Annotated in this window: 19 protein-coding genes; all 19 read right to left on the bottom strand. The window is 32.4% G+C overall.

The window, feature by feature from the left end; all coding sequences use genetic code 11:
- Window positions 1-221 precede the first annotated feature (221 nt).
- The 19 genes from CLORY_RS00095 to CLORY_RS00005 all read right to left on the bottom strand — a co-directional run bounded on the left by CLORY_RS00095 (window position 222) and on the right by CLORY_RS00005 (window position 24466).
- Window positions 222-1289 (bottom strand): mannose-1-phosphate guanylyltransferase, encoded by a 1068-nt coding sequence (locus CLORY_RS00095; RefSeq protein ID WP_079421546.1) that lies wholly within the window; start codon window positions 1287-1289, stop codon window positions 222-224.
- Window positions 1290-1603: 314 nt separating this feature from the next.
- Window positions 1604-3088, bottom strand: a complete 1485-nt coding sequence (locus CLORY_RS00090; RefSeq protein WP_079421545.1) for a LexA family protein — start codon at window positions 3086-3088, stop codon at window positions 1604-1606.
- Window positions 3089-3569: 481 nt separating this feature from the next.
- Window positions 3570-5123, bottom strand: coding sequence for a response regulator transcription factor (locus tag CLORY_RS00085; protein WP_169911475.1), 1554 nt, complete (start codon window positions 5121-5123; stop codon window positions 3570-3572).
- The gene (locus CLORY_RS00080; RefSeq protein ID WP_079421543.1) at window positions 5116-6999 is read right to left on the bottom strand and encodes a sensor histidine kinase; all 1884 of its coding nucleotides are present in this window, start codon (window positions 6997-6999) and stop codon (window positions 5116-5118) included. The genes CLORY_RS00085 and CLORY_RS00080 overlap by 8 nt, the downstream gene beginning before the upstream one ends.
- Window positions 7000-7239: 240 nt before the next feature.
- Complete coding sequence (locus CLORY_RS00075; protein ID WP_079421542.1) at window positions 7240-8880, bottom strand: extracellular solute-binding protein; 1641 nt, start codon at window positions 8878-8880, stop codon at window positions 7240-7242.
- A 287-nt stretch (window positions 8881-9167) separates the two neighbouring features.
- Entirely contained in the window at window positions 9168-12338 is a 3171-nt protein-coding gene (locus CLORY_RS00070; RefSeq protein ID WP_079421541.1) for a cellobiose phosphorylase, read from the bottom strand.
- Between the two features lie 56 nt (window positions 12339-12394).
- Window positions 12395-13354, bottom strand: coding sequence for a LacI family DNA-binding transcriptional regulator (locus CLORY_RS00065; RefSeq protein WP_079421540.1), 960 nt, complete (start codon window positions 13352-13354; stop codon window positions 12395-12397).
- A 36-nt stretch (window positions 13355-13390) separates the two neighbouring features.
- Window positions 13391-14284, bottom strand: a complete 894-nt coding sequence (locus CLORY_RS00060; protein WP_079421539.1) for a carbohydrate ABC transporter permease — start codon at window positions 14282-14284, stop codon at window positions 13391-13393.
- Between the two features lie 12 nt (window positions 14285-14296).
- Complete coding sequence (locus CLORY_RS00055; RefSeq protein ID WP_139375934.1) at window positions 14297-15253, bottom strand: ABC transporter permease; 957 nt, start codon at window positions 15251-15253, stop codon at window positions 14297-14299.
- Window positions 15254-15489: 236 nt separating this feature from the next.
- Window positions 15490-16221 carry an amino acid ABC transporter ATP-binding protein gene (locus CLORY_RS00050; RefSeq protein WP_079421537.1) on the bottom strand — a complete coding sequence of 244 codons (732 nt, stop codon included), beginning with the start codon at window positions 16219-16221 and terminating at the stop codon, window positions 15490-15492.
- 15 nt (window positions 16222-16236) lie between these two features.
- A complete protein-coding gene (locus CLORY_RS00045) occupies window positions 16237-16878 on the bottom strand; it encodes an amino acid ABC transporter permease (RefSeq protein ID WP_079421536.1) in 642 nt (213 codons plus the stop codon).
- A gap of 91 nt (window positions 16879-16969) precedes the next feature.
- Window positions 16970-17770: a substrate-binding periplasmic protein gene (locus CLORY_RS00040; RefSeq protein WP_242954267.1), complete on the bottom strand. Its 801-nt coding sequence runs from the start codon at window positions 17768-17770 to the stop codon at window positions 16970-16972.
- Window positions 17771-18196: 426 nt separating this feature from the next.
- Window positions 18197-18928 carry an amino acid ABC transporter ATP-binding protein gene (locus CLORY_RS00035; protein ID WP_079421534.1) on the bottom strand — a complete coding sequence of 244 codons (732 nt, stop codon included), beginning with the start codon at window positions 18926-18928 and terminating at the stop codon, window positions 18197-18199.
- A 15-nt stretch (window positions 18929-18943) separates the two neighbouring features.
- Entirely contained in the window at window positions 18944-19594 is a 651-nt protein-coding gene (locus tag CLORY_RS00030; RefSeq protein WP_079421533.1) for an amino acid ABC transporter permease, read from the bottom strand.
- Between the two features lie 37 nt (window positions 19595-19631).
- A complete protein-coding gene (locus tag CLORY_RS00025) occupies window positions 19632-20432 on the bottom strand; it encodes a substrate-binding periplasmic protein (protein WP_242954266.1) in 801 nt (266 codons plus the stop codon).
- 72 nt (window positions 20433-20504) lie between these two features.
- Window positions 20505-21851, bottom strand: coding sequence for a citrate/2-methylcitrate synthase (locus tag CLORY_RS00020; RefSeq protein WP_079421531.1), 1347 nt, complete (start codon window positions 21849-21851; stop codon window positions 20505-20507).
- A gap of 351 nt (window positions 21852-22202) precedes the next feature.
- A complete protein-coding gene (locus tag CLORY_RS00015) occupies window positions 22203-22751 on the bottom strand; it encodes a GNAT family N-acetyltransferase (RefSeq protein WP_079421530.1) in 549 nt (182 codons plus the stop codon).
- 25 nt (window positions 22752-22776) lie between these two features.
- A complete protein-coding gene (locus tag CLORY_RS00010) occupies window positions 22777-23679 on the bottom strand; it encodes a DUF2156 domain-containing protein (protein ID WP_079421529.1) in 903 nt (300 codons plus the stop codon).
- A gap of 274 nt (window positions 23680-23953) precedes the next feature.
- Window positions 23954-24466, bottom strand: a complete 513-nt coding sequence (locus CLORY_RS00005; protein ID WP_169911474.1) for an RNA polymerase sigma factor — start codon at window positions 24464-24466, stop codon at window positions 23954-23956.
- Between the last annotated feature and the right edge of the window lie 307 nt (window positions 24467-24773).

The following is a 24773-nucleotide window of genomic DNA, read 5'->3' as shown; positions in this document are numbered from 1 at the left end:
ATGATACTCCTAGTTTTCGATAATGTCAATTGCCCATAAAAAAAATGTTGTGCCACTACGAAGATTGATCCGTTCATTAAACACTTGTAACACGAATTTTATTAAAGGATATAATCTTAGAAAATTTAAACGGGACAGATCTCTGCAAAATAGAATTTTAGGGATGTGATCTGTCCCTGAAGAGAATTGAATTTATGATCTTTTAATAAAGAAAAGATATGCTAGACGTATTCATTAAGACTAGCTTCATTTTTCATATTGTTTATTAGCTGTTTCATCTCCTGATCTTTTTGTTTATCCATTATCAGGATGATTCCCTCGGACTCTACTATTACTAAATCCTTTATACCAAAACCTATTACTAACCTATCTTCCGAGAATACTGTACAATTTTCGCTTTCTTCTAAGTAAGTATTTCCAAATATATTATTAGTATTTTCCTTTTTCAAAAATCTTCCCAAGGCCTCAAAGGTACCAATATCATCCCATTGAAACTCACCTTTTATCACATAAGCTTTTCTTGTTCTCTGCATTATTCCAAAGTCCACTGATATACCATCAATTAAAGAGTACTTTTCCTTAATTATTTCTTTTTCATCGTCCATATCTATATGTTGATATATATCCATAAGGTTTTTATACATTTTAGGAAGGTATTTTTCCATTTCCCGTAAGAATACATCAGCTCTCCACACAAAGACTCCGCTGTTCCATAAGTATGTCCCATCTGTCAAAAAGTCTTTAGCTACCTCCAAGTTAGGTTTTTCAGTGAAACGCTCTATTCTATATGTGCTTATACCAGCAGTTACTCTAGGCCCCATCTGTATATATCCGTATCCAGTTTCAGGTCTAGTTGGTTCTATACCTATAGTAACTATGCCTCTTCTCTTGTCTGCTATATCAACAGCTTGTTTTAATGTATCCAGAAACGACTTTTCTCCACTTATATGGTGATCTGATGGAAAAACCATCATTACTGCATCCTTATCTTTTTTAAGAAGCTTAATAGCAGAGAGACCAATACAGGTAGCAGTTTCTTTGTTTTTTGGTTCTACGAATATATTTTCCTCATCAATTTCTGGCAGCTCTTCTTTTACCTTTTCATAATATTCTTCGTTAGTTACGATACATATTTTTTCTTTTTCCACAAGAGGCCTTATTCTATCCACAGTATTCCTTAAAAAACTCTTGTCGTTTATGAACTTTAAAAATTGTTTAGGTTTATCTGCCCTTGACAGCGGATAGAGACGGGTTCCTTTACCTCCTGCAAGGACCAATGCATAAAGCAAAATTCATCCCTCCAGTTACTTGTATGATTCATACTATGACTGAAGGAATGATATTGTCACTAAAAAAGATTACATCCTACGTAGGCCAGTTCCGCTCATTAAGCAATTATACCACATCCTTTAGGCAAATTTCCTAATGGCTCAAAACTCGGCTACGCCTCAAACAATTCGCCATCTTAACGGAAATTTGCCTAAAAGACATGGGTAATTGCTAAATTCACTCCAAATGCCTACTTAGATGTAATCTTTTTTATGCCCTGATCCTTAAACTTTATATAATGCTTTTATTTTATTGCTTCTGTTGTCTTATTCTCTTAATTCACAGACTTCAAAATGCCTGCAACTACTCCTAATATTCTTGTGTTATCATCCTTTACAGGTATCGGTGAATATTTCTCATTTTCCGGCATAAGAAATACTCCCTTCTTGCCAATATAAAGCCTCTTTAATGTTGTACTGCCTGATATATCAACAGCAACGATATCACCGCTGACGGCTGTGTTTTGCTGTTTTATTACTACACTATCACCATCTTCTATATCAGCACCCATCATACTATCTCCACGAACCTTAAGTATGAAACAATCCCTTTTACCCTTAAGCCAAATATTAGGCATTCTAAAGGTTCCCTGTAGTTCGTCATTCATCATAATAGGATTTCCAGCAGCTATGTAGCTATATACAGGAAGATTTCTAAGTTCTTCCTCCTGGCATATCATATCTTGATCATCTTGTTTCAGTATAAATTCTTTCCTATTCGATGCATCTATTTCAAAATCAAATTTTATTTTTTTATTCAAATCATAATAAGCATACTTCTCAATATATCTATCACTTTTTTTCTGATTTATATTGTATTTAATTTTATTTATTTCTTTATATGATTTCTTTAGATAGCTATTTTTAAAATCAAATTTCAAACTGATTTCTCTTTGTTTCCTTGTTTTTACCAGCCATGATCCATTAACACAGCATTTAATATTATTATTGATCAATAGCATTATACTAGAGTATGTCCTTTCACTCCCAAGTGCAACAATCATATCCAACTCTTTTTTAGAAAGAACCTGTGCATCATCTACTATAATATGCGTATATCTATCTAAATCTAGCATTTTTAAGCTTTCCAATGCCAAATCTTCTTTATCCTCTCTATCTATAAGTCCAGCTTGTCTCATTTTCTGATTATAAGCTGTGAATATTTGGAACATAGCTTCTCTTCCAGCAGAGTTTCTATTTAGTCTCTTTCTGCAAATCATATTTCTATTTGTTTTTCTTCCAATACGTTTTACATTCTGATATGTTTCAGTGTCATTTATATTGCAAGCCTTCATCCAGTCTATTTCGTCTTTTATAAAGTCCACGTCACCATTCCTAACAAATTTCAACTTGCTATAAGCTGCATCTAATTCATTTATGCATTCTTTAATAATCTCAAGACGCTGCCTCTCACTTGCTTCAATATAATCATATGTATTTTTACGATACAGTTTTTCTGTAATTTCATCTACAGTAACAAAGTCAGGCGCATAGCTATTACTTATTGAAAATAAAGTTATGTATTCATATAAACCTTTTGCTTTTTCTGTATAATAAATGTTTTTGATTGTCTCTTTACTCTCTGTGTTCTTCGAAACAACTATAACTTTTTCATGTTCATATAAACAGTAACTGCTTTGAAGATATAAAGCCCTATGGGCTGCAATAGTAGTTTTTCCGGTCTTCTCGCTACCTTTTATTACGCTACAGCCAAATGGTTTGCCCATAACCACTCTTTTCTGTAATTTATCCAGTTCCAAAATTCCACCTCCTTTTCTACCCTGTAAGTAAATCTATATTTCAACTTTACACGACCTGATTTAAGCCTACCGAGAGTCACATTACTTAAGTAATTTTCGGCACGCTTAAGTCATTAGCAAAATCGCTAAACTGAGATAAAGCAGCTAAATTAACAATTTATTCGAGTAAAAAAACGCTTTCTTTAATTTTTTGTCATAAATAAAATAAGCTATCGCAGCGTTTCATTATATATTATACATTATTTTGACTAAAATTGTATGGTACTTTAGGCAGCTTATGATAAGCTTTCTCTATTTTTCTCTATTTATTAAATAAATAGCTCACTATTTCTACATTTTTCTTTTAAAATTATAATTTTAAAAAGGGCATAACGTTCAGCTGCAAATAAAATGCTGCCAACTGTTATACCCTTTCTATTATTCAGCTTTTCATACTATTGAAAATTTTCATATGCTGTTAATTCATTTTTGCGGCAAAAATCTATTCGTTTATATATTTTTGCCTATATTCTCTTGGTGATATGCTTGTAAACTTTCTGAAGGCTTTAGTAAATTGTTTTGTATCCTCATAGCCGACTCTTTCTCCTACTTCATATATCTTATATGAAGATTGGCTAAGCAGTTCTTTAGCTTTATCCATTCTTATTCTTCTTATATAGTTTATAAAACTTTCTCCAGTATGTTCTTTAAATAGTTTGCTGAAGTAAGAATAATTCATCGATACATAATTTGATACTATTGTCAGATTAATAGGTTTTTCATAATTTTGATTAATATAGTCTAATGCCTTATATATACATATTTTATCGTTATAATCTCCCTTTATAGCCTCTATATACGCATTCATATAATTTATATATTCTTTCATATCATGATAGTATTCATACAAATCAGAGTAATTTTGGAGTTTTCCTATTTTATCGTACTTACTGAATTTAGGTTCCGATTCATAAAAATACTTTTCTTTTATCTTATCTATTAGTACATGCTTTAATTCCTTAAATACATCAATCAGATAACCTATATCACTATTACAAATCGCATTATAATCAAGAACTTCATCAACTATTCGCTGCATTTCCTCATTTCTATTGCTGCCTAAAAGTGTGTATATATGATTTATCTTTTCTGTAGGGACTTTATATTCCTCTTTTCTCTTGTTTTGTATGTCTGAATATTTTAGTGTATTTATATCCTGCATTACGAGTTTATAGTAAATCATTTTCCGCAATATTTTATATGTGCATTCTACATTACTTGTTTCGATAAGAGAATCATATATTACAGTGAAATATTTACATGTATTATGACTTCTAAAATAACTATCCAATTCCATAATCGCATTTCCGCTTTTAGATAGCAGCACTACATTAGAGCAGGTATCCTCAAATATTATGTAGTCTCCTGGGGTTATTGACTGCTTTCCTTCTAATATACTATTAACTACAAATATCGTGTCCTCCGAAGCTTTTCCATCCCTTCTTACAATAAGCGAAATATAAAATTTACTTTTTAACAAAGATATATCTACAAATTTTAATATAATGTCTCGTTCTTCATCTGTAAGCCTGTTATTTAAAAGCAAATAGCCCAATTGAAATTTTTTAAATACTTTTATGCATTCTTCTAATTTAAGGTTTTTAGACTTACTGTTTTGTTTATTTTCTAATATTTTTTCTACGTTTCCCAATACATCATAGAACTTAGTTCTCTCAATTGGCTTTAATATATAATCCCTTACTCCGTATCTAAGTGCATTAGCCGCATATTCAAATTCATCGTACCCACTTAGAATAAGCATTTCAGGTTTGTTTGTGAAAGAATAGATGTTTTTTATTAGCTCCATGCCATCCATATCAGGCATACGAATATCAGTTATTACTAAATCAATCTGCTCTTTTTCCATTAGCTTTAGTGCTTCCACACCATTTCTGGCAGTATATACGGTGTAAAAGCTTTCCTTATATCGTTCTAGCATAGCCTTTATACCAAGTCTAATAAAATGCTCATCATCTACTACCAATGCTTTATACATTTTTGCTCCCCCCTGTGACATATATTTTTGGAAGATTCAATGTGACTTTAGTAAAATTGTTCTGTTCACTCTCTATATATATTCCATAAGCCTGTCCATAAAAAAGTTTCATTCTTTCGTTCACATTCTTTAATCCTAACCCATTACCCTTTTTAGAATATGTGGGTTCTTTAGTTTTAAGTTCCTCTCCGCCTTTTCCATTACGAAGTTCATTATTTATTTCAAACAGATTTATTTGATCGATACCTATCCCGTTATCAAGTATATCTATATATATGTTCTTTTCATTTTCCCTCGCTTTTATCAATATATCTATACCATTCTCTATTCTATAGCTAATAGCGTACTTCACCGAATTTTCTATTATTGGCTGTAAACTTAGTTTTAATATTGCACAATTATTAATATCTTCATTTATATCAAATCTGAGCTTTATTTTATTCTCATATCTTAAATTCATAAGTTCAATATAATTTTTTATGTGAGCTATTTCTTCTTTCAGCGCTACATATTCACTATTCCATTTCATATTATATTTCATCATATTACCAAGAGCCGTTATTGAATCAGATATCAGATACTGCTCCTCTATTTCGGCTATCATTTTTATATTTTCCAGTGTGTTATATAAAAAATGTGAATCTATCTGAGTCTGCAGAGCTCTAAGTTCAACTTCTTTTGTTGATTCTTTTTTGTTTACCTCATCTTCAATAAGCTCCTTTATTTTGCGTATAAGTTTTCGGAACTGATGAGCAAGCTGTCCTAATTCATCGTCACTGTACAGATTAAGTTTTACATCAAAATTTCCTTTTTCAATACTGCTAACAGTATCGATCATTATGTGGAGTTTTTTTAATATCAATGAATTTATAAAATTTGTTACAACAATAAGTGCTAGTATAGTGATCAATGTTATCATAACAACTATATTCCTTGTACTTTCTATATTTTTATATACTGAATCTAAAGATACAATATTTAAAATATAGCAATCGATTCCTGGAACATATTTATATATCATAACAATATGTCGATCATTCCCTAAGTATAAATATCCATCCTTCTTATTGTTTATATTTTTAATTTTGTTTTTAATTATCTTTTGGGTAACCTGCAGTTTATTAATAAGCGTACTTTTCCTATTAATGTGTACCTTATAATCTTTATCTACAGCAACAATCTGAGAGCCCTGTACATCTGTTCTGCTGTACATTGTAGGGAAAAAATTCTTAGAGAGCATATCTATCTCAAGAAAACCTACGTCCTTTTTTGAATAAGAATATATTTTTTTGTTTATTGATACTATATCCTCACCACTTTTAAATTTAGTAACAAGATTATTAAAATCTCGTTTAACTCTGAAATTGATATCCCAATATTCATTTCCTTTACTATTTTTAACATTTTTGTACCACTGAAATTTGTCTATTCTATCTTCCCTAAAAATAAGCGGACTTATCTCCTTAGGGTAAGGATTACTTGTGTAGATTTTTATGTCCTCAATAATAGGATTACTATATTGCAGATTTTCGATATCCTGAACCACATTAATATTTATATCAATTAATTCCTGACTTGGTGTTCTGCCTTTCCGCTGTATATAGTCTACTAATTGCTTGCTAGCTAATATTTTCTGGACCATTGTCTGCATAGTATTCACATTATTAACTACCTTGGTTTCTTCAAGTCCCAGAATATAATCATTTTTTTTAATAGCATCCTCAATATATTTATGTCTTAAACTATTAAAAACAAAAAAGGAAACTCCTAAAACAGGTATCATTATTATAAGGATATATGAAAATATCAATTTTCTATTTAAAGACATGTTATTAAATGTGTTTTTTCCCTTTTCAAATAATAAAATGGCTGCCATCCCCTTTGCTGAACTGTAGAGAAACAGCTTCAGCGATTTGTGTATTCATGTACAAAACTCATTAGATGTTATTATTCTACACTAGATAAATGAGATATTCAAAATGTTCCTCTGTAACAGAAGAATACCTAAAAGACTATTAATCTCTTAAGTATCCTTCTTTTGCATATAGCAAACTTCAGCTAATTAAGCTTTTATATTTGCTATACAGCTATCATATACCTGGCAACTATTAGACTATTATTTGTATCCTAACTTCTTACCGTTTTCACTCATTTCCTTATTTTCATATTTCATGAGTTTATCATACCCTAAAGCCTTTTTCTTAGTATTAAATGCTTTTAATATAGAGTCAAACTGAGAATCTGACTTTGCAAGCAAAAGTTTCGTAAGAGTTTTTCCCCATTCTTCATTTATGGCTGTATTAATTTCTCCTTCATCACTATCAACCGGCGGTGTTATATTATCATATTTTGAATAATCTACAACCTTACCCTTGGTCCAATCTTCAAGCTGCTTAAATGGTTCCGCTGTTTCAGGCTGCCATTTTAAGATCATATTAGTGTCCTGCATCATCCAGAAAGTTAATGATGCACCATATTTCTTATCAAATGCTGTTCTATCACTATCTCTAAGCTTTAAAACATCCGGTTTGAATTGATCTTTACCATTGATAGTATCATAGGTAACTCCCTTTTTACCAAGATAAAGATCCTTCTGTCCTTCTTCACTTATTAAATATGAAAAGAATTCAACAGCTCTCTTTTTATCCTTACAGTTTTTAGTTATCATTTGCAGTGTCCATCCTGAAATACCTACTCCAGCAAGCTTTGGTGCATCTTTAGCACTATTTGCAGGTCCATTTATAGCAATATATATTGACTTTGGATCCTTTTTATATAGATTTCCCTCTTGAGTAGTCATATCAGATCTCTGATACAGCAGTGCAAAATATCTGCCTTGACCCATTTTTTCTTCCATCTGTGCTCTCTTATCAACAAATACATCCTGTGACAAAAGTCCCATCTGATTTGCTTTTCTAAAGGTTCTTAACCAATTTATATAGTCTGGATCATCAATTCTATCATATAGTTTTCCATTCTTTTCTCTAGGCACAGCAAGAAAATTAGCCAGGTAATCCTGGAGAGAATAGTTTCCTGTATCTCCGAACTCATGCAGTCCTATAGGAATCAATGGTTGTCCATTTACTGTAGGGAATTTCTCTTTTGCAGCTTTTAGCGCATTTAAAAATCCTTCCGGAGTAGACATATCTGGTTTTCCTATAGCTTCATAAATATCCTTTCTTACCATAAAGGTCTGGTTAGATGTTATCTTATTTCCATACTTTTTAAAATCCGCCGGAGATGTGGACGAATTCGGATACCCATATACATGTCCATCATCTTGCTTATACCAGTTAAGTTTTGATTTATCGGCTACAGTGTTAAAATATGGATCATATTTATTTGCCAGCTCATCCAAAGGTTCTATTTGTCCTGCCTCAATCATTTTCTTCACACCATCATCATTCCAATTCAGCGTAATGATATCAGGAAGACTATCTGATGCAATCATTGTATTTAGCTTTTCTGATTCATTTCCAGAAGGAGCGATTATATTGAGGTTAACTCCAGTCTTATCGCTTACATATTTTGAGGTAACATCTTTTCCCCATTTTGTAGCAAACCATGAAAAGTTAACATACCAATCTAAGGTCACCTTTTTCTTAGCATCTTTCTTCCATCCTGGTTTGTTGCTTGTTCGTGTTTTAGTTGAAGTGTTTGTACTGTTATCCGCTTTTTTACATCCGTACAGTACCGAGCTAGAAACTAAGGCAGCCATACCCAAACTGAGCAATTTTGCGAATAAATTTTTTTTCATAATTTTCCCCCTAAAATTTTATTTAGCTCTGCAGTTAGCATAACTGTAAACTATAAGGTTTTTTACTTTAGATAACCTACTTTACTTTCTGCAAAGATGCTTCAAAAGATCTATCATTTCGTTTATTTTGCTGCATCAATGCAAAATTTCAAATTGTTTGTCCAATATGTTAGCGCTGTCATTTATGTGAAAACGCTTATTAAAACCTTTACACAAATAGTATCATCTATCTTAGTCTGTAAAAATACTCTATTTTTTAAAAAGGTGTGCTTTTTTTGCAGTTTATGTTATGAAATTAAAATCTCTATACTTTTTACTTTTCCATTTCTTATATTTTGAGAATAAGGTTCCCCTATAACTCTGTCATCAATCTGAACTACCTCACCTTTATCATTTATAATTTTTATATTTTTTATTTTAGCTGCATTACTTCCAAAGGTATCAAGTCTTTTCGGATTATGATATATAATTTCTGTATGGCCAAGAAAGGTAAAGCTCACTTCATCTTTTTCATCAAAAAAATCAGCTTTTATTTTAGGCTTAAACTGAAGTTTTAGCTCTCCATTTTCACAATAAAATACCCTTTCTCCTGCAAATATCATGTACCACATACTTATAAATTCAGCTGTAGAACCACTGAGTCTAGCTACGAAACCTCTTCCATGCACATCTTCGTCAGGGTTTACAGAACTCGCAATAAATGAACTGTTCTCTAAAATACTTCTTCCATATACAGCTGGTGACATAAATGGTACTAAAGCAGTTTCTATGTCCTTATAAAATTCATCATACAGCCCTGCTTTAAGCATAGCTAAGAGGTATTTATATTCCATGTGAAGAAATATAGATTCTCTTTCAAGCCACCCCGGCGTAAAAGCTCTTAATCTTCCGATTTCATTAGGCAGGTTTTCTAAGGAAACAGAAGTCTTATACATTTTAAGTTTTCTGTCATATATATCACTATTTTTTACGGCCTTATATAATTTTCTTGCTTGTTCTTTATCTTCCGTGGTCTTGAGTATTCTAGCTGGTGACTCCAGAAAGTAAGGTACACTTGAACATTCAAATTCCAGTACTTTCACCCTTTCTTGAGTTTCACCATTTTCCTCTTTCACCCGCAGCTGCTCATATTTTACTGCTTCATATGTGAAATATGTCGGATAGATTCCATTACCGTACTTCAATGCCTTGCTAAGTCCTCTGTCTATCCTTTTTAATATTTTTATGAATATAGCGTATATGTCTTGGGTAGTAAATTTATTTTCCTTCCCGCTTATGCCAAAACGGATTTTGTCTCTATAAGCTTCCTTTGCATCATTAGCTGAATCCCAGTATTTAAAATCAGTAATGCTGCTTTCAGTCTTCAGTATTTCGTCAACACTAATGAGAAATTCTGATACTTCCTCTGGTAAAAATACTGCCTCATCAAACTTTTCAGAAAGTTCAAGTATAAATTTAACTACTCTCTTAAGTTCAGCAGTTTCACCTAAGCTTGATCCAAACAATGCTGGCAGTCCGTTCATAGCATCATTCCAGCCAGGCTTTCCGCCCTCCATTTCAATACCCATACCGTATGGATCAAGAGTGGCAAATTTGTTTAATGCAAGTATTATCAATTTTGAATACAAATTAGTTTTATATATTTCTCCGCTGCCATAATCTATTCTTAACCAGTTAGTTGTCTTTATATCAATACTAAATTTATCACTCTTTTCTTTGTCCAGCTCTATAGCACAATATTGTCTTACTTTGCCCTCCTCTAATACATATCTCTTTTGTCTCGGCAATACCCTTATTACACTATCAAAGGTTTTATAACTAAAATCATCAAATGCGAAATCATATAATCTTTCGGGATATATATCTAAATAGCTTTCTATTAAATCCATATTATAAGTCCAGTGATCACACCAGTAACCTTCACCAAACTCTGCTTCATAATTCTGCTTACTTGCTGCTATTATCTTATTTAAAAACTCGTGTTTTGAGATACTAAGCTGGCATTTATTTCTTTCTAATGCCATCATGATACCTCCCGGCGTGAAGCCATACTTTAATAATTCTTGTATTTTCTCTTTTCCCTTCAAAACAAATTTAAATACATCTTCTCCACCTTTGTAAATGAATGTACATCCTTTCACAGATAGTGGATTATACCCGTCCATTTGTATAAGGCTCATAAACTGTTTAACATTAAAATCTTTTATTTGGGGTTCGAAAAACACATCGTTTCTTCTATTCTGATTTACGTCTCTAAAATTTCCATTTCCCTGTGAATAATAAGCTGGTTCTACTGAAAAGAAATTGTATTCTCTTTCCAAATCACCATGTTTTCTCGAATAAACATGATACGCTTTCTTGTTATCCCCTTCTCCAAGTAAAATTGGAAAGCCTCCTCTAAGAACATTATCCAAAAAACACTGACCTGCATATTCATCAAAGATTTCCTTCGAAGTTTTTGTTTCTATCTTTTTTACAAGCTTCTCAGTAAGATCTCTGGCCTCTTTCTCTTTCGATTCAATGTAAGAAATATTGAATTCTTTCTTTAGCACATTTACACTGTCCTGACTTTCTGCATATCCTATTATCTCACAAAGCTGAAAACTTTTATTTAGCTTTGTTGAAGCAGCTGCAAATCCACCTGAAGTCTTGTTTTGAGCTGTCTGCTTTCTGTTTAGAAGCTCTGACACACTAGAATTCCAAGCCTTTGGGTATAACAAGGACGTATTATCTCCAAATATCACATTCATATCATATATGGGTTTTAATAAATCATCAGAATCTGAGGAAAAAGCAGCAAAAAAATTGCCCCCATTTATACTTCCTACCTTTGCAGAATCCTGTGTTGTAGATCTGAGTTTGTAATATGGAATATCGTTTTCAATATTATATACATCAAACCAAGCCCTATTAAGATTGGACATAGCTTGATAATCACTATTACTTACGCCAAAAGGTAATAGCTGGGTCATTCCATCCAAAATTTCAATGTCTTTTTGAACGTTTTCCAGATTATCTATAATAACTCTTCTAACCATAGCAGCATAATTTTCTCTAGGCATAATAAAGTATTTCACTGTTACTTTAATCTTCAATGTTTTATTAATTTCTTCAATAGTCAAAATATTCTTCTCTATAATCATCTTTCTTGTATATGAATCCTTAGACACTGATGAAAATATCTCATGTACACTGCCTTCATGCTTTATAAAAGTTCTAAACCCTTGTATCTCTATATTTTTATACATTGTATTTGCAGGAAAAAACTCCATAATAGAATTATCCTTATCTTTAACCCCAAAGCTTCCCATGCATTGTCCTCTATTAACATAAAAACACCACATAGGTATTCCATCCATACCTGCTATGCCTGGCAGGAAGCTTGCGAAGGTCTTTGCTTCATCATAATCCTCTACAATAAATTGTTTTTTTTCATTAAAATTATATTTTACAGTCATATTACACCACCTTAAAATATTCATAATATGTTACCGCTATCATTTATATCAAAAAACTATTTTGTGCTGATGGATTCCCTTATTATAAGCTCTGGTGCTATGAGACTCTTTTCAAGTTTTAAATTTTTATTTTGTATTCTGTTTAGAAGTCTCACAGCCAATTTTCTGCCTGCCTCATAAACTGGTTGTTTTACAGTGGTAAGTGGCACCTTTGTAAGTAAATCAAAACTGAGGCTGTCGAAGCCTGCTATCGATATATCCTCAGGAATACTAAGTCCAAGCTCTGCCGCTGCCCTGAAACTTCCAAGAGCAATTAAATCGTTGCAGCAAAATATGGCAGAAGGTTCTTCCTTTGACAGCAAGTCCATAGTTTTTTCATAACCATCTTTTTCTGAATGTTCAGCATATCTTATAAGTGCTTCATCTAATTTTATATTGTGTTTAGCAAGTGCAGCCTTATACCCTATAAACCTCTCGTGTGCAAATCTCTGATCTGAATTTATCATTATAAATCCTATTTTGTTATGACCCTTTGATATTATATAATCCATAAGCATTTCAGCCCCAGCTACATTATCGATATCAATACAATCTATATCCATTTCAGACTTTCCAAATAATACGAATGGGACATGGATTTGCTTTTGTATTTTACTCTCTTCTCTAAGTCTTAGGCCTGTAACTATAATTCCATCGCACAACTGGTTATAATTTAATTCTCTTATTATAAGAAATAAATAGTAAGCTTTACTCAACTCCTCACTGATACCTGCAATTAAATTTATTATGAATGGATCCGAAATCGGCATATATTCAGGTACATAGAGGTGTATTGCTCTAGTTGCTTTTTCAGCTAGAGCTTTTGCTGCATGATTAGGTAAAAAATTCATCTTCTTCATAGTCTCTTCAACCAAAAGTCTTGTCGCTGATTTAACCATATCTGGTTTGTTAATAACTCTTGAAACAGTTATTATAGAAACATTTGCAGCCTTCGCTACATCCTTCATTGTCGCCATAAACAATCACACCCCCTTTTATGCCCCTCTTATTTATTAACCTTTTACTGCACCTACCATCATTCCCTTTACAAAATATTTCTGTAAAAATGGATATACACAGACTATGGGGAAGGTAGTAACTACCATAGTCGCAAACTTTACTGTCTGAGATGTTACTCTCCTATTTACTGCAACTCCCGGCTGAAGACTTATTGCCTGATTTGCAGAGTTCTCTGAAACAACCTTGTAAAGGTACGTCTGTATTGGAAGCAGATAGCTCTTTTTAATGATATATATTACTCCTGTAAAATAATCATTCCATTGATACACACCATGGAATAAAGCTATAGTAGCTATTACTGGTAATGATAATCTTAAAATAATAGAATAAAATATCTTAAAATCATCCGATCCGTCTATTTTTGCAGCTTCCTCAAGAGAATCTGGGATCTCTCTGAAGAAAGCCATGAATATTACTAAATCATAAAAACTAAACATAGCAGGCAGTATATACACTGCAAAATTATCTATTAAATGTAATTGCTTATACCATAAGTAGGTTGGTATCAGACCTCCTGAGAAAAACATAGTTATGATACCAACCGTCATGTAAAACTTTCTTCCAATAAGATCTCTTTTAGACAACGGATAAGCCACCATAGCTGTAAAAAATACATGAATTACTGTGCCTATAACGGTCTTTAGTACTGTTACAGCAAAAGAAGTTATTATATCGTTGTTTGCAAAAACTGTCTTATAGGCAGCTAAACTAAAAATCCTTGGCCACCAATATATCCCGCCCCTTGCAGCATCCATTCCATCATTAAAAGAATTCACCACTACAAACCATATTGGATAAAGTGTTATAAAACATAAAATAGCCATAATAATAACATTTATTATATCAAAGGTTGCTTCACCCTTGGTTTCTCTACTAAGTATCTTCATCATTATTACCCCCTATAGTACTGATGTGTTATCGTTCAATTTCTTAGTTACAAAATTTGCAGATAACAGTAGAATAAGAGCTACAACAGACTTTAAAAGACCAACAGCTGTAGCATAAGAATATTGGAGATTTGCTATACCTGTTTTATAAACATATATATCCAAAACATTGCTGGCATCAATATTCAAATTATTTCTGAGCACAAATATTTGGTCAAAATTTGAGTTAAGAAGTCCACTTACAGCTAGTATAAGTAATATTGCTATTGTCGGTTTTATACACGGCAGCGTGATTTTAAACATCTTCTGAAATCTACCAGCACCATCTATAGTAGCTGCCTCATACATTTCTTGATCTATACTCGTTATAGCAGCCAAATATATGATGGCATTCCACCCCAGCTCTTTCCAAATGTCTGAACTAACAACTATAGCCCAGAAATATGAAGGTATTCCTATCATATTGGTAGCTTTGGGAATTATGTGCATTCCAACACATAACTTTGTTAAAAGCCCTGTCATATCCATCCAATTCATCATTATTCCTCCGAGGACAACCCAAGAAAGAAAATGCGGAAGATAGGTAACTGTTTGTACAACCTTTTTGTATTTTACGTTCTTTAATTCATTTAATAAAAGCGCAAATAATATAGGCAGCGGGAAACCGATTATAAGCTTATAGAAACTTATTCCCAAGGTGTTTTTGATTACTAAAGGAATTTGGTCATCTACAAAGAATTGCTTAAAGTACTTTAATCCTACCCACTGAGCATTAAATATAGTGCTCGCTATGTTATACCTCTTAAAGGCTATTATTATACCTGCCATTGGTATGTATTGAAATATAAGCATCCATACAACGCCAACTATAGCCATAATCTGTAGGTATTTTTGGTTTTTAAACTTTTTCCATCTTCTAGTTTTCTTATTGATCTTTTCGATCTTAGGGGTAATAGAAGCTTCAGCCATATTCAACTCTCCATTCATAAAAAATATTATTCAGGCCATAATTTAGCCTTTATCCTTTGCGCAGCAGAACTTTAACGTTTTCATCATTACTCAGTTCCCCGCTTTACGAGTTCATTATACGCTGAGTTGTTTTGTCTTAATATTGCATGTTTTTCAAAAAGGTGTGTTTTTTTTGGGTTTTTAAAACATAAAAAAACAGAGATACGTTTAATCTCTGTTTTCATTTCATAATCTATTTATATTACTTTTTTCAAAAATGCTCTGGTTCTTTCTTCTCTTGGATTGCTAAACATATCTTGTGGAATGCTTTCCTCAACAATTCTACCGCCATCCATAAAGATTACTCTATCTGCAACATCTCTTGCAAATCCCATTTCGTGGGTTACTACCACCATAGTCATTCCTTCATTAGCTAAATCCTTCATAACATTTAAAACTTCCCCTACAAGCTCTGGATCCAATGCTGAAGTAGGTTCATCAAACAGCATTATGTCTGGTTCCATAGCCAGTGCTCTAGCTATAGCAACCCTCTGCCTCTGACCTCCTGACAACTTTGAAGGATATGCATCATACTTATCACTTAATCCGACTTTATCAATAAGGCGTTTTGCTCTCTCCAAAACCTCTTCCCTACTTTGCTTTTTTACTGTAATAGGGGCAATCATTACATTTTCAAGCACTGTCATATGCGGGAAAAGATTAAAATTTTGGAATACCATACCCATCTTTTCTATAGTACTTCTCATTTTTTTCTTGTTTTTAGAATCCATCTTTTCTCCTTCAACAATTACCTCACCGTCATCAGGTTCTTCAAGATGATTAAGGCATCTTAAAAATGTACTTTTCCCTGAGCCAGATGGCCCTATAACAACTAGGACCTCACCTTTCGATACATTTACATCAAGGTTTTCAAATACCGTAAGTTGTCCAAATTTTTTGCATAAATTTTTAGCTTCTATCATATACATAATCCTTCACATCCTTTAATAAACAGATAATTTCTTTTCTAAGTTATCAAAAACTACTGTAAATACTGTAGTCATTATAAGATACATCACACCTGCACCCAAAAGCGGCATCCACGGGTTTCCTGTAGAAGACGCCTGAAGTGTAGCGTTTCTCATAAGATCGCTCATTGCTATTACAGATACCAAAGACGTATCCTTTAGCATCGCTATAAGTTCATTACCTATTGAAGGGATTATTATTCTTATAGTCTGTGGAAGAATTATTTTTCTCATTGTTACCGCATAAGAAAAGCTTAAGGCCTTAGCTGCTTCAAATTGGCCTTTATCTACTGCTAGTATTCCTCCTCGTATGATTTCTGCCATATATGCTGCCGAATTTAAGCTTAATCCAATCAATGCTGATAGGAAACTTGGAAGCACTATTCCAACGGACGGAAGTCCAAAATAGATTATATATATTTGTAAAAGTAGTGGCGTGCCTCTAAAAATCCATGTATACACATAAGCTATTGTTGATAACGACTTAAAATGAGATATTCTCATTAACGTTATGAATATTCCTAATATCATTCCGATTAATACAGAACATATCGTAAGTTCCAGCGTTACTAGACTTCCTTTTAATAATATTGGTATAAGTACCCCAATCGAATCCATTTATTTTCCCCCTACCGCCATTAGCATTTTGTAAAAATAATAATTAAATTCAAATTACTTATATACTGGTTATACACTAACAGCTATATTTCTATTTATATATATCTTCTCCAAACCATTTTTCAGATATCTTTGAAAGAGTTCCATCCTTTTTAAGATCGTTTATAGCTTTGTTGTAAGCATCTCTTAGAGATTTATCGCTCTTTCTAAACGCAACCCCTATGGGTTCCTCATTCAAAGTTGACTTTACAGTTTCAAACTTATTAGGTTGTTTTGCTGCATAATATTTTCCGACCATTGGGTCAGATACCACTGCACTTGTTCTTCCATTTAATAAATCCATAAATGCTTCAGTCATACCTTGATATTTCTTTACTGATTTGGCAGTTCCCATTTTACTTACAACCTCTTCTCCAGTTGTACCAGCTTGAACTCCTATGATCTTTCCTTTTAGATCATCTGAAGATTGTATGGAAGTATCTCCTTTCTTTACAAATATAGAATTTCCTCCCGTTATATATGGATCTGAAAATATCATTGTCTTCTTTCTTTCATCTGTGATACTTACACTAGAATGTATAAGGTCAAATCTTTTTGAAGACAAAGCTCCAAATATGCCATCCCATGCAGTCGGAACCCACTTTATTTTAACTCCCATTTTTTTAGCTACAGCTTCCGCCATATCAACATCGTAGCCAACTAATTTGTTTGAACTGTCTTTAAATTCCATTGGCGGATAAGTATCATCTACACCTATAGTTATCACTTTCTTAGATTTGATTTTATCTAATGTACTACTACTGCCTGATGCTTTTTTTGTACATCCTACCATTAAGATAGCCCCCAAAACTATACATAATATTACCGACATTATTTTTTTCAATATTAACACCCCTTTTTATGCTTTTTAAACTATATAAGTTGTGAAAGTTTCAATACATTCTGACTTCTAAAAGATCTTATGGTCGAACCGATTCAGCAGTGATATTTTAGAAGCCATAATGTAAGAACTTTATTGCAACTTATATATATTATTAATTTTACATGCGAAATCTAATCCTCAAATTAAATTAGGTCAGCTGTTAATATTTTTAGTATTTTGGTAAAAAACAATACATATAATTATCAATTTATAATTTTATTTATGATATTTGATGTAATAATGATATTAATTAAAAGCATAAATAATTGACAAAAGCATAAATTCCTAGAGACTAAAAAAAGAGTACAGCGATCTCCATCTGCTAAAAATGTCTTCTCAATCACTTTACTCTTTTATGCGCATACCTATATTTACAATTAATAAAAATATATGTTTCTATAGTACTTTTTGCAGAAATGCCTTTGTTCTCTCTTCTTTTGGGTTGGTAAACATCTCTTCTGGAATACTCTCCTCGACTATCCTTCCACCATCCATAAAGATAACTCTATCTGCAACATCTCTTGCAAATCCCATTTCATGAGTTACTACTACCATTGTCATTCCTTCGTTTGCAAGTTCTTTCATAACATTTAAAACTTCCCCTACAAGCTCAGGATCTAAAGCTGAAGTAGGTTCATCAAACAACATTATATCTGGTTCCATAGCCAGTGCTCTAGCTATAGCAACTCTCTGCCTCTGACCTCCCGATAGCTTCGAAGGATAAGCATCATACTTATCGCTTAGCCCCACCTTATCAATAAGTCTCTTCGCTCTTTCCATAACTTTTGCTCTATCCTGCTTTTTTACCGTAATAGGAGCAATCATTACATTTTCAAGCACTGTCATATGAGGGAAAAGATTAAAATTCTGAAATACCATACCCATCTTCTCTATGATACTCCTCATCTTCTTTTTATCTTTAGGATTCATCTTTTCTCCTTCAACAATTACCTCACCATCATCAGGTTCTTCAAGATGATTTAGGCATCTCAAAAATGTACTTTTTCCTGAACCTGATGGTCCTATGACAACCAACACTTCACCTTTTGACACATTTACATCAAGATTTTCAAATACAGTGAGTTGTCCAAACCTTTTACACAGGTTCCTAGTTTCTATCATATGCATAAAATTTTTCCTCCATCAATATACTGATAATTTCTTTTCTAAATTATCAAATACAACTGTAAATACTGTAGTCATTATAAGATACATTACACCTGCACCTAAAAGCGGCATCCACGGGTTTCCTGTTGAAGATGCCTGAAGTGTGGCATTTCTCATAAGATCGCTCATTGCTATTACAGATACCAAAGACGTGTCTTTTAGCATCGCTATAAGTTCATTACCTATTGAAGGGATTATTATTCTTATAGTCTGTGGAAGAATTATTTTTCTCATTGTTACTGCATATGAAAAGCCTAAGGCCTTAGCTGCTTCAAATTGGCCTTTATCTACTGCTAGTATTCCTCCTCGTATAATTTCTGCCATATATGCTGCCGAATTCAAGCTTAAGCCAATTAAGGCTGATAAAAAGCTTGGAAGCACTATTCCAACAGATGGAAGTCCAAAATAAATTATATATATTTGTAAAAGCAGCGGCGTACCTCTAAAAATCCATGTGTACACATAGGCTATTGTTGATAATGTCTTAAAATGAGATATTCTCATTAGTGTTATGAATATTCCTATCACCATACCAATTAGCACTGAACATATGGTAAGCTCCAGTGTTACTAAGCTTCCTTTTAATAATATTGGCGCAAGTGCTCCAAATGAAGCAGAACTAAACATTTACTTTCCCCCTGTTTTTACTATATATAAATAATGATTACTTATATATATCTTCTCCAAACCATTTCTCTGATATTTTTGAAAGAGTGCCATCCTTCTTAAGTTCCTTTATAGCATTATTGTAAGCATCTCTTAATGACTTATCACTCTTTCTAAATGCAACTCCTATAGGTTCTTCATTTAAATTAGATTTTACTGCTTCAAATTTATTAGGCTGCTTAGCCGCATAATATCTTCCCACCATAGGATCTGCTACAACTGCATTGACCCTTCCATTATATAAATCTAAAAATGCTTCAGTCATACCTGTATATTTCTTTATTGATTTCGCTGTTCCAAGTTTAGTCATAACTTCTTCAGCTGTTGTTCCAGCTTGAACTCCTATAACTTTTCCTTTTAAATCATCTGATGACTGTATTCCCGTGCTCCCTTTTTTTACGAATATAGCATTTCCTCCGGTTATATAAGGATCCGAAAATATCATAGTCTTTTTTCTCTCGTCTGTAATGCTTACAGTAGACTGTATTACATCAAATCTTTTCGAAGCAAGTGCAGCGAAGATACCGTCCCAGGATATAGAAACCCATTTAACTTTAACTCCCATTTTTTTCGCAATCGCATTTGCCATATCGATATCAAACCCAACCAGCTTATTTGAACTATCCTTAAATTCCATCGGAGCATAAGTATCTTCCATACCTATTGTCATAACCTTGCTTGCCTTTATCTTATCTAATGCGCTTTTAGAACCTGTTTCCCCCTTACTGCAGCCAACTATTAGCATAGGCACAGTAATTAAACATAATATTAATGATATTATTTTTTTCAATGATAACACCTCTTATTCTTGTTCTGATGCTGCTGAATTTCAATTTTAAATTTATCTTTTGTCAATATCGTCTCTGCTATACTATCTATCCTCCAGAGGTATATATTCTATTTTTTTACTTACACCTTTATAAGCAGGTCTTATTATTTTGGTTTCACTTACTAATTGCTCTATCCTATGAGCACACCATCCTGGAACTCTAGCTGCAGCAAACAGCGGAGTATAAAGTTCTCTAGGTATGTTCAGCATGTCATAAACAAAGCCAGAATAAAAATCTACGTTTGCTGTTATTATTTTATTGAATTTTTCTTTAAATATTTTTATTGATATATCTTCTATATTTCTATAAAGGTTATACTCATCTATTCTATTTTTCTCCATGGCTAGTTCCTTAGCCTTCTCTTTTAAAAGCTGTGCTCTAGGATCTGATATTGTATATACTGCATGACCAATTCCATATATCAAACCAGACTTGTCAAAAGCCTGCTTATTTAGTATCTTTAATAGAAATTGTTCTATTTCTTCTTCGTCATTCCAATCTTTAACATTTTCTTTTATATGGTCCATCATTTTCATGACCTTTATATTAGCCCCACCGTGCTTAGGTCCTTTAAGAGCTCCTACTGCAGCAGCTATAGCTGCGTAGGTGTCCGTTCCTGTAGAAGAAACTACGTGTGTAGCAAACGCTGAATTGTTTCCTCCACCATGTTCAGCATGTATAACCATAGCAAGGTCCAGTATTTCAGCCTCTGTCTTAGTGTACTTATTATCCGGTCTTATCATATATAGAATATTCTCAGCTGTTGATAATTGCGGCTGAGGAGAATGAATAAACAGACTTCTATGATCATAATAATGTGATTTAGCTTGATAGCCATAAGCAATCATACTTGGAAATTGACTTATTAACTGAATGCTTTGTCTAAGTACATTTTTAACGCTTGTATCATCAGGATTTATATCATATGAGTAACTTACAAGAACACTTCTCATAAGTTTGTTCATTATATCATTGCTGGGTGCTTTTAAAATCATATCCTCCACAAAGCCATATGGAAGTTCTCTGTTCTCTCCAAGGACTGTTTTAAATCTTTCCAATTGTTCAGCAGTAGGTAAATTTCCTAAAAGGAGCAAATAGCAAACTTCTTCAAATCCAAATCTTTTTTCATTTTGAAATCCTCTTACTATATCCTTTACTTCTACTCCTCGATAAAGAAGTCTTCCTTCAATAGGAATTCTTTCTCCTTCGTCTACCAGGTAACCATGAACTTCTCCTATTTTGGTTAATCCTACTAAAACACCTGTACCATTTCTATTTCTGAGTCCTCTTTTTACATCATACGCTTCGTAATATTCTGGTTCTATATAACTGTTTTTCTCAACTAACTCTGCCAGCTCTTCAAACTTTCCTGAGTTATAGTCTGCCATAAAATTACCCCCCAAATAAATAATATATTCATCACCCCAATAGCTTATATATTATTTTATAAACAATCAAAGCTTTCTAAATAATATATAGTCTATTTTATCATATCAAGCGTATAATTCAATAATAATTTTTTTGTTTTTGAATTTCCTTCTTCAGTATATTGCACATATTTTAAAAATTGCCGCTAATAATTAGACATGTGCCCACCATTTTGCAATTTTTTTATAAAATCTTTCACGCTTTCATTTTATTTATGCATATTTATGTATATATATAAGTGTTATATATATATCAAACCGTATTTATCAAAAAAAATCGGCTAATGCCGATTTTCAGATTTGATACAAATATTAATTAATGTGGTTTTTCCACTCACTTTTAAGCATACCATATAGGTACATATCATATCTTATTCCATCCCTATAAACATATTCCCTATAGGTTCCCTCTTTCACAAACCCTACCTTCTCATAGAGTTTTATTGCTCTTTCATTATATTGAAGGACATTTAGCTGTATCTTGTGAAAGTTGAATTCGTTAAATCCGTAATCAAGAAGCATATTTATTGCCTGCGTTCCAAGGCCTTTTCCCTGATTATGTTTATTTCCTATACCGATAAACATGAATGCAGTCCCGCTAGTCCATACGATGTTATCAAAGCCGATAACCCCAAGAAGCTGATCTTCTTTCTTATCTCTTATTCCAAAAATATATCTTTCATTAGTATTTTCATAATAGTTTAATACATCCTTAACTGCTGAATTATTGCTTACAATCGCCGGCAAAAAATCATAGTATCTTAAAAATTCCCCATCATTAAACCATTGCTTTAATACTATTTCATCCGTTTCATCTATAGGTGAAATTTTAAGTTCTTTCCCGTCTAATATATCCCTCATACTATTCAACTCTCCATTTTATGGTTTATTCTATGTTTACAAGATATTTTCTTTCTAATTTAACTGGATTATATGAACTTTTTGCTTTTCTCAAGCCTTCAATTCCTAAATCCTCTTCTCTATTTACATAGGTTACACTGCTAAAATATCTTTTTAAAAACTCTCTATTTATAAAGGCATATATACCATCATAATTGGCATCACCTTTCTCCACGTGAATTATTCCCATTTTATTATTTACTTTTTCCCCTATGGAGAATCCTACCATATTGCCATTTACGTACACTGCCATACCTTCTATATTCAATTTTTCTCTATTTATCAGAAGATCTTTAATAGCTTTTAGTTCATATCTGAGTTCTGGAGTAAGATCCTCTTGATTAAAGTTCCACTTTTTATCAAAGTCTATAGCATCACATGCCGCTCCTTCATCAAGATAAATATCCTTAATTTCATAATCGTATGTCTTAACAAATTTATTGTAGTGATTCTTTTTTCCATGATATTTCTTTCCTGATAGATTAATAAGCTCATCTACAGAATATATATAATCGAAATTATTTATATCCTCTGTATATTTAAGCCTGCTGCCATAAATGGATTTCAGCTTTTCAAGAAAAGCTTCCTCTACGTCTCCAAATAAATAGTTCATATCGGTGGTTTGTTTTTTATACATATTCAAATTATCTACTATACTTTCTATGCTGCTGTTGTGGATTCCTACAGGAGGCATAAAATACTCTCCCTTATGCGCTTCCTTTTTTCTTATTACAAGACTGTTATCTATAAATGTATAGGACACATTGCACATTTCCTTCCACATATAAAGTGTAGTAAAACTATATTCATATGTATTGTATGAATACTGTCCCAAATATCTTTCAAATAGTTCTCTATCGTTAAGCTCGATGTTTTTAAATTCAATCATTATAATTCTCCTTTGTAGCAGTATAAAGACTTATCATTAGATAATAAACATTATTATATCTAATAATACTATACTTCATTTTATCATATTGCACTAATATTTTTTTGTTAATTAATTAAGAATATAAACAAAGAATTTTTGCACAATACATAAATTCCTAAAGAGTAAAAAACAAACTGCCGCACTAAGAATAATTTTCACAACATATTGTAATAGCAATTAAATTGTAAAACAATATGTTGTGTGCAAATTTCTTAATGCGGCAGTCTCACTTTTAGGATACTTGTTTTAATTTTATAGAGTTTCTAAGCTTCTTTAACGTCCTGCATACCTTACATTTTACTGCATTTTCAGTCAAATTCATCTGTTTCGCTATGTCTTTAAACTTCATTCCATAATAATATCTCATAAGTACCATTCTTTTCACATCTTTAGGAAGCTCTTCAACCATAACCCTAATGTATTTTAACTCATCTCTTATCAGAATGTTATCATACTCCCAGTCAAAACAACCTTCTATATCAATAAAATCTGATGGCTCCTCCCTATTCCCTTTTCTGTAATAGTCAATCAGCGTATTTTTAGCTATAGTCTTAAGCCACATACCACTCTTATCTATATCATTTATCTTGTCTCTATGCTTATAGACCTTTATGAAGACTTCAGAAGTTAAGTCTTCAACTTGCCATTGGTCCTTTATAGACATATAAATATAATTATAAATACTTCTATTGTATTTGTTGTATAATTTCTCAAATAATAATTCTTTATCTTCCAATAACTGCACTTTCTGTTCCTCCCCAACATTTGATAAAAATAAATTCTCAATCCCCTTTTCGCTACAAGTAATATTTTAACCTTGAAACTTAAATAAATTGTTACAAAATTACTACAATCTTCGAATAAAACCATTACATATTTCTTAAGATTTCTTAAGAAATTAAATATATTGCGAACCAGCAATAGGAGCGTTGACCGCTCGGTCAACGCTCCCTGCGGGCTCTGTAAATTATATAGATTGCTAGTTTTAAAGTACCATCTCTAAAATTTCTACACGTTAATTTTACAGACGTTATTTGATGAAGTTGTATCTT

This window comes from Clostridium oryzae (assembly GCF_002029235.1).
GTDB classification, from domain to species: domain Bacteria; phylum Bacillota; class Clostridia; order Clostridiales; family Clostridiaceae; genus Clostridium_AE; species Clostridium_AE oryzae.
Note: the sequence above shows the minus strand (reverse complement) of the source record. Positions and strands in the feature narration are given on the sequence as shown.